This is a genomic window from Pseudomonas sp. FG47, from assembly GCF_057809115.1.
Genome location: NZ_JBMDJI010000008.1, coordinates 64,783 through 79,634 on the forward strand (window position 1 = coordinate 64,783; position 14,852 = coordinate 79,634).

Sequence of the window (14,852 nt, forward strand, 5' to 3'; positions counted from 1 at the left end):
AAAACATGTAATTCGTAATATATACATCTGGAAATACTATACCCCGCACCCCAGACCGCCCAATACCTTTGAAATAACTTCAAAACACTTTAATCATTCGCTTATTTACCTCTGCATTTTACATCCACTCGAGTAATCAGAGTCTTGGACAGGCCGACAACGCCGTATTTGCGGGGCACTGCTGCACTCAAAGGTGCGCAAGACCTCGACCTCGCTGAGCATCGATCGCCCGTCGCCACGCGTGCGTAGCTGAAACGACTGGGGCCGCTTTCGCGGCCCCAGTGGTGGTCTATCGGTCAGTGCTTCATGTGCGAGTGGTCGTGCCCGCCGCCCATCTCGGCAGTCAGGGGCTTGACCTGCGCTTGCACCTCGAGCGTCTGCTGCTGGCCCTTGGCATCTTCGATGGTCAGGGTCAGGGGCACTTGCTGCCCTTCCTTCACCTGCTGTTTCAGGCCCATCAGCATCACATGATACCCATTCGGGTCGAGGGTCACCGCCTTGCCCGCCGGCAGCTCGACCGCCTTGACCTCACGCATGCCCATCACCTCGCCGTTCATGGTCATCTCGTGCACCTGCACGGTCTTGGCCACGGGCGAAGCCACGCCCACCAGCTTGCTGTCGCTGCTGGCGGTCAGGGTCATGAAGGCGCCGGTGGCCTGCTGCTGCGGCACGCTGGCGCGCACCCAGGCATCGCTCACGGTGGTCTGGGCCAGGGCTGGCAAGGTCAGGCCCAGCAGGGCCAGGGCGGCCAGGCCGCGCTTGATCGGTTGCATCGACATTCAGCAGATCTCCATCAGGGTGACCAGGTCCTCGGCGCATTCCTTGGCGTTCAGGGAATGGCCCAGGCTCAGGCGCAGGGTGCTACGCGTATCGTAGACGTAGCTGGTGGACGAGTGAGAGATGGTGTAGGTGTCGCCGGCCGGGACCTTTTCGTAGAACACCTTGAACTCCCGGGCCACCGCGTCGATTTCCTCGGGCGTGCCGGTCAGGGCGACGATCGACGGGTCGAAGGCCTTGACGTAGGCGTCGAGCACCTCGGGGGTGTCGCGCTCCGGGTCCAGGGTGATGAATACCGGCTGGAACAGGTCGCGGTCGCGGCCACGGAGGATCTTGCGGATCTGCGCCACGCGCGCCATGGCGGTCGGGCAGACGGCCGGGCACTGGGTGAAGCCGAAGAAGATCATCGGCATCGAGCCATAGAAGCTCGACAGGGTCCGCTCGTTGCCTTGCGTATCCTTGAGCTTGAACTTGCGCCCGAGGATCTCGTTGCTCATGTTCTTGCCGTACTTGAAGTCCAGGCCCCGGGCCGGGCTGCAGCCCGCCAGCAGGCCAAGCCCCAGTACGCCCATCCCGGCGACAACCGCGCGCCGGGTCAACAGATCATTCATGGAACCATCCTTTACAGGGAAGGTGCCGACCCCTGGGATGGGCCGGCCAGAAAACCGGGGCATTCTGTCACGCCACCCCCACCCCATCTACCCGACACAAGGCTGATCGGCCTGCAGCCCTTTGAATACGGGGCGCGACCTGTTGTCGCAGGGGTTGAATTGGTAACAGTTTATTGCTACGTACCGATTCAGTTCTGCAACCTGTCCATGCGTCTGGCGATCGCCGGGCAGCCGTTGATGTCGACGGCCTTCTGCCAGAACTCATCACGCAGCGGGCCGCGGCGATTCGCGGCAAAGCCGAGCAGGCGGTAGAGTTCGGCCTGGTAGGACGGCGCGTCGCCCCATTGCAACTGGATGTCTTTCGGGTCCTGCTTGACACACTCCAGGGTCACCGCCGGCTGCGGGTAGTAGCCAGAGAACTGGGAAAAATCGTCAAGCGCCTTGCTCAACGCTGGCGCGTAGGCAGGCCCATCGACATAGCCGATGCATTGGTTGGCAATACGCAAAGCGGCTGGCGCGAAGCCTTGCTCCAGGCTCTTGACCAACAGCGTGCATTGGCCAGGATCGTCGAGCACAGGCGCATCCGGCTGATAGGCGAACCGGTAGAGCGCCATTCGATACTGGGCCACGGCATGGCCTGCATCGACTGCGCGCTGCAACTGTTGCAGCGCCGGGCTCCATTCACCGCGCAATTGGCTCAGGCGGGGCTCCAGGTCCTGGGCAGCGGTGCCTTCGGCCAACTGTTGGATCATCCGCATCAGCTGTGGCTCGACCGCATCGAGGCTGGCCACGGCCTGGCGGTAGTCGGCCTCGCTGTCGCCGGGGGGCTGGTAGGCCCCCAGGACCTGGGTCGAGAGCATCAGGGCAAACAGCGTGATACAGGAGCGGTTCATACCGAGCGTCCTTGTTCAGTCGAATGAAAGTAACCCAACGCATCGCGGGGCAAGCCCGCTCCCACATCTGGGCAGCAGCTGCATCCAGGCGTGGGAGCGGGCTTGCCCCGCGAGGGTGAAACACACCTTAGTAGTAGGCGTTTTCCTTGTTGCTGTGGTCGGTCACGTCACGCACGCCCTTGAGCTCGGGAATGCGCTCGAGCAAGGTGCGCTCGATGCCTTCCTTCAGGGTCACGTCGGCCTGGCCGCAACCTTGGCAACCACCGCCGAACTGCAGCACGGCAATGCCGTCGTCGACCACGTCCACCAGGCTCACGGCGCCGCCGTGGCTGGCCAGGCCCGGGTTGATCTCGGTCTGCAGGTAGTAGTTGATGCGCTCGTTGATCGGGCTGTCCTCGTTGACCATCGGCACCTTGGCGTTCGGCGCCTTGATGGTCAGTTGGCCGCCCATGCGATCGGTGGCGTAGTCGACCAGCGCGTCCTCCAGGAACGGCACGCTGACGGCGTCCAGGTAGGCGGTGAAGCTTTTCAGGCCCACCGGCTCGTCGTCGGGTTTCTCTTCGCCCGGCTTGCAGTAGGCGATGCAGGTCTCGGCGTACTGGGTGCCCGGCTGGGTGATGAAAATACGAATGCCGATGCCAGGCGTGTTCTGCTTGGAGAGCAGATCGGCCAGGTAATCATGGGCGGCGTCGGTAATGGTTATAGCGCTCATGGAAGTTCCTCACAGACTTGCCGGCAGTGTACGCCAACCCGGCCGGGTAACAAAGTCCTAGCATTTGACTCGGGATAGCGCCAACGCCGGTTCCCGCGCCGCACCGACGGCCAACCAGCCCTTGAGTCGCCAATACAGGCCACGTTCCAGCCATTGGAAACTGAGCCACGACATTAGTCCGATTGACGGCACGCACAAGGCAAACACCAGGTAAGGGTTCAGGCGCAACCGCTCGCTGATGAACAGGCCGGCGTACAGCACCAGCACATGCACCAGGTACACAGAATAGGAACAGTCACCGAGGGCCTTGAGCACCTGGTTGCCCTTGAAGTACGGCTCCAGGGCAATGAACGCCAGCACCACCAGCGCGCTCGGCAGGCCCCAGTGCAACAGGCGCTGTGATGCGTCGAGGTGATAGAGCGCGAACCCTGCCAGGCCGAGCAGCCCCAGCGGCAACCACAGGCCTTCGCGGATCAGCCCGCGGCGGTACAGTACGCCCAGGCCGATGCCGAGCAGGAACTCGTAGACGATGTCGTTGTTGTAGAAGCGGCTGAGCACGCCCAGGCGCCCCAGCACTTCGCAGACCAGCAGCAACGCCGCGGTGACCAGCAGCAGGTGGTGGCGCTGGCGCACCAGGAAGGCCAGGCCGAACAGCAGGTAGAAGAACATCTCGAAGTTCAGCGTCCAGCCGACGTTGAGAGTCGGGTACAGCCCGTAGCCGCCCGGGTTCTCGGCCGGAATGAACAGCAGCGACAGCAGCAGATGCTGCCATTCGAACACCTGGTGCGGCATCCAGCGGCTGGCGATCAGCATCAGCACGGCCATCAGCAAGGTGTAGAACCAGTAGGCGGGCACGATGCGCAGCGCGCGATTGAGCAGGAACTGCCCGGGGGCGATGGCTTTGTCGCGGGTCGACAGGTAGATCACCAGCCCGCTGATGACAAAGAAGATGTCCACCCCCACCGCACCGCGGTCGGCCAGCAATTGGCCGATGGGGCCGCTGGCGTGGAAGTCGAAGAAGATCTGCATGAAGTGGTGGCAGACCACCACCCAGGCGGCGAATGCGCGAAGAGCCTGAAGCGAATACAGCATGAAATACCCTGCGATCGGCGGTGCGTTGAGGCATCGGCGATCAGGCTATCGCCATCGCGGGGTAGGAGCGGCCTTGTGCCGCGAAAGGGCCGCTGCGCGGCCCCGGCAATCTTTGCAGCGTTGCCGAAGGCCCCTGGGGCTGCTTTGCAGCCCTTTCGCGGCACAAGGTCGCTCCTACCCCGGTGATGGCTGCAGAGCCATTTCAACCGAAACCATCCAGCAGTTCCGACCACGGCAGGTCAGGAAAGTCCCGGCTAACCGATCAGAGGTTCTCGTAGCGGTTCATGTCGAGCACGCCCGCTTCCACCGGGTCGGTTTCCTGGATGTAGCGGTTCAGGTCATGGAAGTACTGCCAGAACCGTGGATGGCTGCGGCGCACGCCCCAGCGCATGACGATGCGCTCGAACCTGGCGCTGTCGTCCCGCGCCGCCTCCATGTCCTCGACGAACTCGGGCACATCGGCCACCGGGATGTTGAAGATGAAGTTCGGGTAGCTGCTGAGCACACCCGGGTACAGGGTCAGGCTGTCCAACCCCGGCTGGTAGCGCGAGGCCTCGCCCAGCAGGAATGCCACGTTGCTGTGGGCGCGGTTGCGCAACAGGCTGTAGACCTGGCGCTGGCCACCCTGCCCTTCGATGCGCAACATGGTCGCCTCGGGCAACTGGCCGATCACCTTCAGCCCCGCTGCCGGGCGCGACACCAGGCGGCTGAGGGTCTGCTCGGCGTCACGGAACTCGACCGGCATCTGCGCGCGCGAGCAGTGGGCGCCCTTGCAGCGGTTGATCGGATCGGGCGCGGCGTTGAGGCTGCCGGTGCGCTCCAGCAGTTTCAGGCCGAAGTCGCGCTTGGGATCGCGCGGGTCCAGCTTCAACGCGCTCGCGGTACTGGTGTCGATGTCCTCGTAGTCCATCCACATCTTCACCTTGCCGCTGTTCTGATACCAGTCGCTGAGGATATGCCCACGAGCGTCAGCCGGCATCAGGCGCAGGAAGTTGATCTCGGCGCCGTTGCGGATCAAGTCGAAGTACAGGCGGGTCTGCAACTGGTGCGAGACATTGCCGAACACATCGAAGTTGACCGCCAGTTGGTAGTAGGTGCGCTCGAACAACGGGTAGTCGAACAGCCACATGGTCAGCGGCACGTCACCGATCAGGCCCTTGGTCACCGAGGCGCTGTCGAAGTGGCGGAAGATGCTCAGCAGCGCATTGTCGTTGCCGGCCCACAGAGTCGACCAGCTCGGCGCCGGTTGCTCGGCGTAGGCTTCACGGCGCAGCGCCTCGTATTCGTTGCGTTTGTCGCGGTAGGCATGCCACAGGCTCAGCACGCTGCCGACATCGTCGATCTGCCCCGGCATGGCCAGCAGCGGCGTGGCCTGGCCACGGTACTGGGCATCGGTGATGTACAGGTCGTGGGCCGGCTCCTGGAACAACGCCCAGAAGTTGTCGCGGATCACATCGGTGGCAATCTGCCCACGGCACACCGGGCCACGGATGAAGGTGCGCACGAAGTACTCGGCGTTATCCAGCATGAACTGGTAGCGGGCCACCGCCGGGATCGCCTCGAAGGTCTCGAAGGGGTTGGCGCGGTGACGCGGGCCGTAGCCCGGCAGCGCGCTGGCATGCCAGTCGCCGCTGTAGAACAGCTGCTTGACTCGCTTGAGCTTCTGCGGGCCCATGGGGTAGGTGATGTGGGTCTTGTGCACGATCACGCCCTGCACCGGGATCAGCCGATAGTAGAAATCGGTGCCCGGTGGGTCGTTGGGCCGCCGCGTGGCGATCAAGTCGACCGGCTGGCCGCTTGGCGTGCGCGAGCGCACCCACTGGAAGAAGTGGCCGGGTTCGCCGCCAACAAAGTAGATGTGCGCCAGGAACAGGTGCTCGTACAACCAGCGGCCGACCAGCGCCTCGGTCGAGCCGGGACGGTTGAGCAACTCTTCCCAGTCGGCGATCTGCTTCGCCTCCGCCGCGCTGGGCTGGATCGGCGTCTTCTCCACCGGCGCGCCAGCGGCCAGCCAGCGCTGCAGGGTCTGGTACTCCTGGTCGGTCAGCCCGGTGACCGCCAGCGGCATGCCCTCCTTGGGATGGGCGCCGGCGTAGGCGTCGAACTCGTGGGGCAGCGGGCACATGTTGTTGCGGGTCAGCCCCAGGACGATCTCCTCGGGCAACTTGGCATTGGGGGTGAGCGGCGTCTTGTGGCCGAGCTCGAGCATGCGCGCCATCAGCGCGGCCTGGCTGCCCTGCTTGTCGAGCACCGAGTAGAAGCCCTGCTTGCGCCAGCCGGCTTCATCGCGGGCGTCGTAGAACAGCCGCGTGGTGGGCACCGCCTGGCTGCGCTCGCCCTGGTAGACCGGCACCTTCGACGCGCCGCGCTCGGCGCCCTCGGCGCTGCCCAGGTTGAGCTGGCAGGCCGCGTCGTTGCAGGCGTGGCAGGCCACGCACTTCTCGGTGAAGATCGGTTGGATGTCCCGGGTATATGAAATCGTCGGGCTCGATTGGGGGGCCTGCGCGAACGCCACGCCGCTGATGAGCAAGGCGAAGGCGCTGGCAAGTATGCGATACAGCATGTGCCGATAGTCCTGGTAATTTGAAGCCATCACGATGAGCCTGGCGGGTCCTGAGGTGTTGGGGGCGCGGCACCAACATGAGGGAAATTCATGCAAATGGGCGATGCGCCTAAAATCCGTGCAGCTTTGTTATTATCGGCACCTTCTGATATTTGCCCGACCAGGTAGTCCTATGTCCGACCGCAGCGCTCGTTTACAAGCACTCCAGCACGCACTCAAAGAGCGCATTCTGATCCTCGACGGCGGCATGGGTACTATGATCCAGAGTTACCGTCTCGAGGAACACGACTATCGTGGCACGCGCTTCGCCGATTGGCCAAGCGATGTCAAAGGCAATAATGATTTGCTCCTGCTCAGCCGCCCCGATGTCATCGCCGCCATCGAGAAGGCCTACCTGGACGCCGGCGCCGATATCCTCGAGACCAACACCTTCAACGCCACGCAGATTTCCCAGGCCGACTACGGCATGGAAGCGCTGGTGTACGAGCTCAACGTGCAAGGCGCGCGCATCGCCCGCCAGGTCGCCGATGCCAAGACCCTGGAAACCCCCGACAAGCCACGCTTCGTCGCTGGCGTGCTCGGCCCGACCAGTCGCACCTGCTCGATCTCCCCGGACGTCAACGACCCTGGCTATCGCAACGTCACCTTCGACGAACTGGTAGTGAACTACATCGAGGCTACCCGCGGCCTGATCGAGGGCGGCGCCGACCTGATCCTGATCGAGACCATCTTCGACACCCTCAACGCCAAGGCGGCGATCTTCGCCGTGCAGCAGGTGTTCGAGGAGGACGATGTCGAACTGCCGATCATGATCTCCGGCACCATCACCGACGCCTCCGGCCGCACCCTGTCGGGTCAGACCACCGAAGCGTTCTGGAACTCGGTGCGCCACGCCAAGCCGATCTCGGTCGGCCTGAACTGCGCCCTCGGCGCCAAGGACCTGCGCCCCTACCTCGAAGAGCTGTCGACCAAGGCCGACACCCACGTGTCCGCCCACCCCAACGCCGGCCTGCCCAACGCCTTCGGCGAGTACGACGAGACCCCGGCCGAGATGGCCGCGGTAGTCGAGGAATTCGCCGCCAGCGGTTTTCTCAACATCATCGGCGGCTGCTGCGGCACCACCCCGCCGCATATCCAGGCCATCGCCGAGGCCGTGGCCAAGTACAAGCCACGGGCGATCCCGGACATCCCCAAGGCCTGCCGCCTGTCGGGTCTTGAGCCGTTCACCATCGATCGCCAGTCGCTGTTCGTCAACGTCGGCGAGCGCACCAACATCACAGGTTCCGCCAAGTTCGCCCGGCTGATCCGCGAGGAAAACTACACCGAGGCGCTGGAAGTCGCCCTGCAGCAGGTCGAGGCCGGCGCCCAGGTGATCGACATCAACATGGACGAAGGGATGCTCGACTCCCAGGCCGCCATGGTCCGCTTCCTCAACCTGATCGCCGGCGAGCCGGACATCTCCCGGGTGCCGATCATGATCGACTCCTCCAAGTGGGAGGTGATCGAGGCGGGCCTGAAGTGCATCCAGGGCAAGGGCATCGTCAACTCGATCTCGATGAAGGAAGGCGTCGAGCAGTTCAAGCACCACGCCCGCCTGTGCAAGCGCTATGGCGCCGCCGTGGTGGTGATGGCCTTCGACGAGGTCGGCCAGGCCGACACCGCCGCGCGCAAGCGCGAGATCTGCCAGCGCAGCTACGACATCCTGGTCAACGAAGTCGGCTTCCCGCCGGAAGACATCATCTTCGACCCGAATATCTTCGCCGTCGCCACCGGCATCGAAGAGCACAACAACTATGCCGTGGACTTCATCGAAGCCTGCGCCTATATCCGCGACCACTTGCCGTACGCGCTGAGCTCGGGCGGCGTATCCAACGTGTCGTTCTCGTTCCGCGGCAACAATCCGGTGCGCGAGGCGATCCACTCGGTGTTCCTCTACCACGCCATCCGCAACGGCCTGACCATGGGTATCGTCAACGCCGGCCAGCTGGAGATCTACGACGAGATCCCCGCCGCCCTGCGCGACAAGGTCGAGGACGTGGTGCTCAACCGCACCCCGCACGGCACCGATGCGCTGCTGGCCATCGCCGACGACTATAAAGGCGGCGGCGCGACCAAGGAAGTGGAAAACGAAGAGTGGCGCGCGCTGCCAGTGGCCAAGCGCCTGGAGCATGCGCTGGTCAAGGGCATCACCGCGTTCATCGTCGAAGACACCGAGGAGTGCCGCCAGCAATGCGCGCGCCCCATCGAAGTCATCGAAGGCCCGCTGATGAGCGGCATGAACGTGGTCGGCGACCTGTTCGGCGCCGGCAAGATGTTCCTGCCCCAGGTGGTGAAGTCCGCCCGCGTGATGAAGCAGGCCGTGGCCCACCTGATTCCATTCATCGAGGCCGAGAAAGGCGACAAGCCCGAAGCCAAGGGCAAGATCCTCATGGCCACGGTCAAGGGCGATGTGCACGACATCGGCAAGAACATCGTCGGCGTGGTGCTCGGCTGCAACGGCTACGACATCGTCGACATGGGCGTGATGGTGCCGGCCGAGAAGATCCTGCAGACCGCCCGCGAGCAGAAGTGCGACATCATTGGCCTGTCGGGCCTGATCACCCCGTCGCTGGACGAGATGGTGCACGTCGCCCGCGAAATGCAGCGCCAGGATTTCCACCTGCCGCTGATGATCGGTGGCGCCACCACCTCCAAGGCGCACACGGCGGTGAAGATCGAACCCAAGTACGCCAACGATGCCGTGGTCTACGTCACCGACGCCTCGCGCGCGGTGGGCGTGGCCACGCAACTGCTGTCCAAGGAGCTCAAGCCCGGCTTCGTCGACAAGACTCGCCAGGAGTACGTCGAGGTGCGCGAACGCACCGCCAACCGCAGCGCCCGCACCGAGCGCCTGAGCTACGCCCAGGCCATCGCCGCCAAGCCGCAGTACGACTGGGCCGCCTACCAGGCCGCGGTGCCCAGCTTCACCGGCGTCAAGGTGCTGGAGAACATCGACCTGCGCACCCTGGCCGAGTACATCGACTGGACGCCGTTCTTCATCTCCTGGGACCTGGCCGGCAAGTTCCCGCGCATCCTCACCGACGAAGTGGTCGGCGAAGCCGCCACGGCGCTGTACCAGGACGCCCGCGAAATGCTCGACAAGCTGATCGACGAAAAACTGATCAGCGCCCGTGCCGTGTTCGGCTTCTGGCCGGCCAACCAGGTCGCCGATGACGATATCGAAGTCTACGGCGATCAGGGTGAGACCCTGGCCACCCTGCACCACCTGCGCCAGCAGACCATCAAGCCCGACGGCAAGCCGAACTGGTCGCTGGCCGACTTCGTCGCGCCGAAGGCCAGCGGCGTGACCGACTACGTCGGCGGCTTCATCACCACCGCGGGGATCGGCGCCGAGGAAGTGGCCAAGGCCTACCAGGACAAGGGCGACGACTACAGCTCGATCATGGTCAAGGCCCTGGCCGACCGCCTGGCCGAGGCCTGCGCCGAGTGGCTGCACGAACAGGTGCGCAAGGAGCACTGGGGCTATGCCAAGGACGAGCACCTGGACAACGAGGCGCTGATCAAGGAGCAGTACAGCGGCATTCGCCCTGCCCCAGGCTACCCGGCCTGCCCGGACCACACCGAGAAGGCCACGCTGTTCCGCCTGCTCGACGGCAGCGCCATCGGCGAGACCGGCCCCAGTGGCGTGTTCCTCACCGAGCACTTCGCCATGTTCCCGGCGGCGGCGGTCAGCGGCTGGTACTTCGCCCACCCACAGGCGCAGTACTTCGCCGTGGGCAAGGTGGACAAGGACCAGGTCGAGCGGTACAGCGCGCGCAAAGGCCAGGACCTGAGCGTGAGCGAGCGCTGGCTGGCGCCGAACCTGGGCTACGAAGCCTGATATCGTCCCTGCGGGAGCCAGCCAGACTGGCTCCCACGCAGACTCGCCTACACTGTCCCTGATTGCCTCTGACCAAGGAGCCACTCATGGACGACCACACCCCGGGCAAACCGCCGACCTTCTGGCAGATGCTGCAAAGCATCCTGGCCGCCGCCTTCGGCGTGCAGAGCGGCAAGAATCGCGCCCGCGACTTCACCTACGGCAAGGCCAGCCATTTCATCGTCATGGGCACGCTGTTTACCCTGATCTTCATCTTCGTGCTGATCGGCCTGGTGCAACTGGCGATGCACCTGACCGCGCGCTAGCGGCGCGGACCTGGCTCACGCCCCGTAGGAGCCAGCCTTGCTGGCGAACCAGGCGTCTCGGTGGCTGGCACCGGCTTTGCCGGTGTTCGCCGGCAAGCCGGCTCCTACAGGGGGACGCCTGGTCGCGAAACGCAAGCCGCCCGCGGATATCCCTTCCGCGGGCGGTTCAGGCGGGTTTCACGGTCTGAAGGGGGCGTCGCTACTGATGGCTGACCCAATACACCGCAGTGACCACCACCAGCACGATCAAACACAGGATCGCCCAGGCGTCGACACTGCTGTCAGTTTTGCGCAGCTTGGTTGAGTTTCCCATTGCATTGCCTCTTGTAGTGGTTCTGGGAATGCACTTCAAGCAGCAGTTAAGTCCAGCAATGCCCATCGCTCAAGCAGGGGCTTTCAGTAGTCGACGGGTGACGTCAGGAACGGGTAGCGAAAATCCGCCGGGCGCCCTTCGGCGCTGTAGCGCTGGAAGTCGATGCCGTGGTTGTCCTGCTCCAGCAGCCGGAGCCAGCGCCGGGCCTTGGCCGGGTCGATCAACTGCAGCGCCGGCACGCTGTGCTCGCGCCGCCCGTCGCGGTCCAGGGCCAGGCCCAGGGCATCGTCGTGAAGCATGACCATGGCCCAGCCACCCAGGGTGAAGTGCCCGCCCATCAGCACCCCCAAACGCCCGTCGATGCGCGCGCGCAATGCCTCGGGCGAGCTGTTGACCGCGCTGAAGATCGCATCCCGGCCCGGCTGGCGGCCCGCTGCCTCGAACGCCTGCATGGCGCCAAAAGCCATCTGGTCGTTGGCCGACCACACCAGCCGGGTCTCGGGGTAGCGCTGCAACAATAGCTGCGCCTGCTCGAACGCCCGCTGGCGGCTCCAGCCGCCATACACCACCTGGCGCAGGCGCACCTGGGGGTAGTCCGCCAGCGCTCGGCGCATGCCCTGCTCGCGCAACTGCGAGGCCGGCGTGGTCTTGACCCCGGCGAACGCCAGCAGGTCGACCGCGCCCGCATTCGCCGGCAGCTGCGCCACCATTTCCTTGAGCATCTGGTAGCCGGCCGCTTCATCGTTGCTCACCAGGGTGCCGAGCACCTCGGGGTATTTGTCCGGCTGCGCCTGCACGCTGTGCGCCTGGCTGTCGGTCAGGCCGTTGTTGACCAGGAACAGCTTGACCCCGGTGCCCCGTGACAGGCGGATGATCTCCGGGGCCACGTACTGCTCGTTGACCAGCACCAGGTAGTCCGGGCGCCGTGCCCCATGCAACAGCGCCCGAGCCTGGGTCAGGGCCAGATCGGCGCGACGCTCGCTGTACTGCACGCGCAACTGCATGCCCAGGTCTGTCGCGGCGGCCTGCATGAAACGCGAATAATCGACCCAGAAGGTCTCGTTGGAATAGCCCGGGTTGAGAAATACCACCGAAGCGGCCTGTGCGCCCGCCATCAGCGGCAGGCTCAGGCACAGGCCCTGGCACAAGGCCTTGAGCATGCGTTACATCCCTGCAGAGCAAACCCAGGATTATACCGGCAGCAGGGCCCTGCGCGGATAAATGCCAGTCAGTCTCACTTAGTCCAATTAGTTCTTTTCATATGCAAAAACATCACTTTAGCGCATAAACCCACTCTGCTATCGTTCCTCGGCTCCGAACCGGAGTGCGCGGCCGTGCGCGCGATTAGCTGCATGCAGCCTGAGACAGGACTTTTATGTACGTATACGACGAGTACGATCAGCGGATCATCGAGGACCGCGTCAAGCAGTTCCGTGATCAGACCCGCCGCTACCTGGCCGGAGAGCTGAGCGAAGAAGAATTCCGCCCTCTGCGCCTGCAGAACGGCCTCTATATCCAACGTTTCGCCCCGATGCTGCGGGTCGCCGTGCCGTACGGCCAGTTGAACGCCCGCCAGGTGCGCATGCTGGCCAAGATCGCCCGCGACTACGACAAGGGCTACGCGCACATCAGTACCCGCCAGAACGTGCAATACAACTGGCCGGCACTGGAGGACATCCCGGAGATTCTCGCCGAGCTTGCCACCGTGCAGATGCACGCGATCCAGACCAGCGGCAACTGCCTGCGCAACGTCACCACCGATCAGTTCGCCGGTGTCGCCGCCGACGAGCTGGTAGACCCGCGCCCCTGGTGCGAGATCGTCCGCCAGTGGACCACCTTCCACCCGGAATTCGCCTACCTGCCGCGCAAGTTCAAGATCGCCGTCAACGGCTCGAGCGACGACCGCGCCGCCATCGAGGTGCACGACATCGGCCTGGAGCCGGTGCGCAACGCCGCTGGCGAGCTGGGCTTCCGCGTGCTGGTCGGTGGCGGCCTGGGCCGTACCCCGGTGATTGGCGCCTTCATCAACGAGTTCCTGCCCTGGCAGGACCTGCTCAGCTACCTGGACGCCATCCTGCGCGTGTACAACCGTTACGGCCGCCGTGACAACAAGTACAAGGCGCGGATCAAGATCCTGGTCAAGGCCCTCACCCCAGAAGTGTTCGCCGAGAAGGTCGAGGCCGAAATGGCCCACCTGCGCGGCGGCAGCACCACCCTGACCGAGGCCGAAGTGCAGCGCGTTGCCCGCCACTTCGTCGACCCCGAGTACCTGGCCCTGGACAACCTCGACTACAGCGCCCTGGACGCCGAGCAACCAGGCTTCGCCCGCTGGCGTTCGCGCAACACCCGCGCGCACAAGAAGCCGGGCTACGTCGCCGTGACCCTGTCGCTCAAGCCCACCGGCGTTGCCCCAGGCGATTTGACCGACAAGCAGCTCGATGCCGTCGCCGAACTGGCCGAGCGTTACAGCTTCGGCTACCTGCGCACCTCACACGAGCAGAACATCATCCTTGCCGACGTCGAGCAGCGCCAACTGCACGCACTGTGGCTGGAGCTGCGCGAGCAAGGCTTCGCCACGCCGAACATCGGCCTGCTGACCGACATCATCTGCTGCCCAGGTGGCGACTTCTGCTCGCTGGCCAACGCCAAGTCGATCCCGATCGCCGAGTCCATCCAGCGCCGTTTCGACGACCTGGACTACCTGTTCGACATCGGCGAGCTCGACCTGAACATCTCGGGTTGCATGAACGCCTGCGGCCACCACCACGTCGGCCATATCGGCATCCTCGGCGTGGACAAGAAAGGCGAGGAGTTCTACCAGGTATCGCTGGGCGGCAATGCCGCGCGTGACGCCAGCCTGGGCAAGATCCTCGGCCCGTCGTTCGCCCAGGACGACATGGCCGATGTGATCGAGAAGCTGATCAGCGTATACGTCGAACGACGCACCGAAGACGAGCGTTTCATCGACACTTACCAGCGTATCGGCATCGACCCCTTCAAGGAGCGCGTCTATGCAGCGAATCATTAAGAACAACCAGATCGTCGACGAAACCTGGCACCTGCTGCCCAAGGACGTGTCGATCGACGAACTGACCAACTGCGACGACTACATCGTGCCGCTGCAGCTGTGGCGCGACCATCCGAGCCTGCTCAAGGCCCGCGACGGCGGCCTGGGCATCTGGCTGGACAGCGACGAAGAGGCCGAGGAAATCGGCGAGCACGTAGAGCACTTCCAGGTCATCGCCCTGAACTTCCCGGCCTTCACCGACGGGCGCAGCTACTCCAACGCGCGCCTGCTACGTGACCGCTACAAGTTCAAGGGCGAGCTGCGCGCCATTGGCGACGTGCTGCGCGACCAGCTGTTCTACATGGCCCGCTGCGGTTTCGACGCGTTCGCCATCCGTGCCGACAAGGACCCGGAAGACGCGCTGCAGAGCCTGAAGGACTTCTCGGTAACCTACCAGGGCGCCACCGACGAGCCACTGCCGCTGTTCCGCCGCCGCTGAACGCACCTGCTGCAACCAAGCGGCCCGCCCCATGGCGGGCCGCTTTACCGCGCAACTTGTAGGAGCCAGCCTTGCTGGCGAAGCAGGCGCCGCGACACCTGACACCGGCTGCGCCGGTACTCACGCCCCCGCCCCCACAGCAATCGCACCAGCTTGACAGGCTGCGGTAAGCCAACCGCCCCCACCAAGCCCGCCTGCGC

At 64.4% G+C, this 14,852-nt stretch carries 11 protein-coding genes; 4 read left to right on the plus strand and 7 right to left on the minus strand.

Annotated elements, in window-relative coordinates; genetic code table 11:
• Positions 1–296: 296 nt before the first annotated feature.
• The 6 genes from ACODS5_RS09410 to ACODS5_RS09435 all read right to left on the minus strand — a co-directional run bounded on the left by ACODS5_RS09410 (position 297) and on the right by ACODS5_RS09435 (position 6,648).
• A complete protein-coding gene (locus tag ACODS5_RS09410) occupies positions 297–779 on the minus strand; it encodes a copper chaperone PCu(A)C (protein WP_134691971.1) in 483 nt (160 codons plus the stop codon).
• Positions 780–1,388, minus strand: coding sequence for an SCO family protein (locus ACODS5_RS09415; RefSeq protein ID WP_186659663.1), 609 nt, complete (start codon positions 1,386–1,388; stop codon positions 780–782).
• Positions 1,389–1,576: 188 nt separating this feature from the next.
• Positions 1,577–2,281, minus strand: a complete 705-nt coding sequence (locus ACODS5_RS09420; protein ID WP_489108477.1) for a hypothetical protein — start codon at positions 2,279–2,281, stop codon at positions 1,577–1,579.
• A gap of 127 nt (positions 2,282–2,408) precedes the next feature.
• Positions 2,409–2,993, minus strand: a complete 585-nt coding sequence (nfuA, locus tag ACODS5_RS09425) for a Fe-S biogenesis protein NfuA (protein WP_134691968.1) — start codon at positions 2,991–2,993, stop codon at positions 2,409–2,411.
• 57 nt (positions 2,994–3,050) lie between these two features.
• Positions 3,051–4,085 (minus strand): acyltransferase family protein, encoded by a 1,035-nt coding sequence (locus ACODS5_RS09430; protein WP_134691967.1) that lies wholly within the window; start codon positions 4,083–4,085, stop codon positions 3,051–3,053.
• Positions 4,086–4,347: 262 nt separating this feature from the next.
• Complete coding sequence (locus ACODS5_RS09435; protein WP_489108478.1) at positions 4,348–6,648, minus strand: fatty acid cis/trans isomerase; 2,301 nt, start codon at positions 6,646–6,648, stop codon at positions 4,348–4,350.
• Between the two features lie 172 nt (positions 6,649–6,820).
• Between ACODS5_RS09435 and metH the strand changes: the two genes are divergently transcribed.
• Together metH and ACODS5_RS09445 are read left to right on the plus strand one after the other, a co-directional pair.
• Positions 6,821–10,528 (plus strand): methionine synthase, encoded by a 3,708-nt coding sequence (metH, locus tag ACODS5_RS09440; protein ID WP_489108479.1) that lies wholly within the window; start codon positions 6,821–6,823, stop codon positions 10,526–10,528.
• Positions 10,529–10,614: 86 nt separating this feature from the next.
• Complete coding sequence (locus tag ACODS5_RS09445) at positions 10,615–10,833, plus strand: DUF2970 domain-containing protein (protein ID WP_134691965.1); 219 nt, start codon at positions 10,615–10,617, stop codon at positions 10,831–10,833.
• 396 nt (positions 10,834–11,229) lie between these two features.
• Here ACODS5_RS09445 and ACODS5_RS09450 read toward each other — a convergent pair whose 3' ends face one another.
• Complete coding sequence (locus ACODS5_RS09450; protein ID WP_134691964.1) at positions 11,230–12,306, minus strand: ABC transporter substrate-binding protein; 1,077 nt, start codon at positions 12,304–12,306, stop codon at positions 11,230–11,232.
• A gap of 215 nt (positions 12,307–12,521) precedes the next feature.
• On the opposite strand from ACODS5_RS09450, the gene ACODS5_RS09455 reads away from it, so the two are divergent.
• Together ACODS5_RS09455 and ACODS5_RS09460 are read left to right on the plus strand one after the other, a co-directional pair.
• Positions 12,522–14,174, plus strand: coding sequence for a nitrite/sulfite reductase (locus tag ACODS5_RS09455; RefSeq protein ID WP_134691963.1), 1,653 nt, complete (start codon positions 12,522–12,524; stop codon positions 14,172–14,174).
• Complete coding sequence (locus ACODS5_RS09460) at positions 14,158–14,652, plus strand: DUF934 domain-containing protein (RefSeq protein ID WP_023629994.1); 495 nt, start codon at positions 14,158–14,160, stop codon at positions 14,650–14,652. Before ACODS5_RS09455 ends, ACODS5_RS09460 begins: the two co-directional genes overlap by 17 nt.
• Positions 14,653–14,852: the final 200 nt, after the last annotated feature.

What these genes read in the sequence shown, in the direction of transcription:
- ACODS5_RS09455 (WP_134691963.1), top strand. Translation starts at nt 12,522, where the DNA reads ATGTACGTATACGACGAGTACGATCAGCGGATCATCGAGGACCGCGTC.
- ACODS5_RS09445 (WP_134691965.1), top strand. Translation starts at nt 10,615, where the DNA reads ATGGACGACCACACCCCGGGCAAACCGCCGACCTTCTGGCAGATGCTG.
- metH (WP_489108479.1), top strand. Translation starts at nt 6,821, where the DNA reads ATGTCCGACCGCAGCGCTCGTTTACAAGCACTCCAGCACGCACTCAAA.
- nfuA (WP_134691968.1), bottom strand. Translation starts at nt 2,993, where the DNA reads ATGAGCGCTATAACCATTACCGACGCCGCCCATGATTACCTGGCCGAT.
- ACODS5_RS09430 (WP_134691967.1), bottom strand. Translation starts at nt 4,085, where the DNA reads ATGCTGTATTCGCTTCAGGCTCTTCGCGCATTCGCCGCCTGGGTGGTG.
- ACODS5_RS09415 (WP_186659663.1), bottom strand. Translation starts at nt 1,388, where the DNA reads ATGAATGATCTGTTGACCCGGCGCGCGGTTGTCGCCGGGATGGGCGTA.
- ACODS5_RS09460 (WP_023629994.1), top strand. Translation starts at nt 14,158, where the DNA reads ATGCAGCGAATCATTAAGAACAACCAGATCGTCGACGAAACCTGGCAC.
- ACODS5_RS09435 (WP_489108478.1), bottom strand. Translation starts at nt 6,648, where the DNA reads ATGCTGTATCGCATACTTGCCAGCGCCTTCGCCTTGCTCATCAGCGGC.
- ACODS5_RS09450 (WP_134691964.1), bottom strand. Translation starts at nt 12,306, where the DNA reads ATGCTCAAGGCCTTGTGCCAGGGCCTGTGCCTGAGCCTGCCGCTGATG.
- ACODS5_RS09410 (WP_134691971.1), bottom strand. Translation starts at nt 779, where the DNA reads ATGTCGATGCAACCGATCAAGCGCGGCCTGGCCGCCCTGGCCCTGCTG.
- ACODS5_RS09420 (WP_489108477.1), bottom strand. Translation starts at nt 2,281, where the DNA reads ATGAACCGCTCCTGTATCACGCTGTTTGCCCTGATGCTCTCGACCCAG.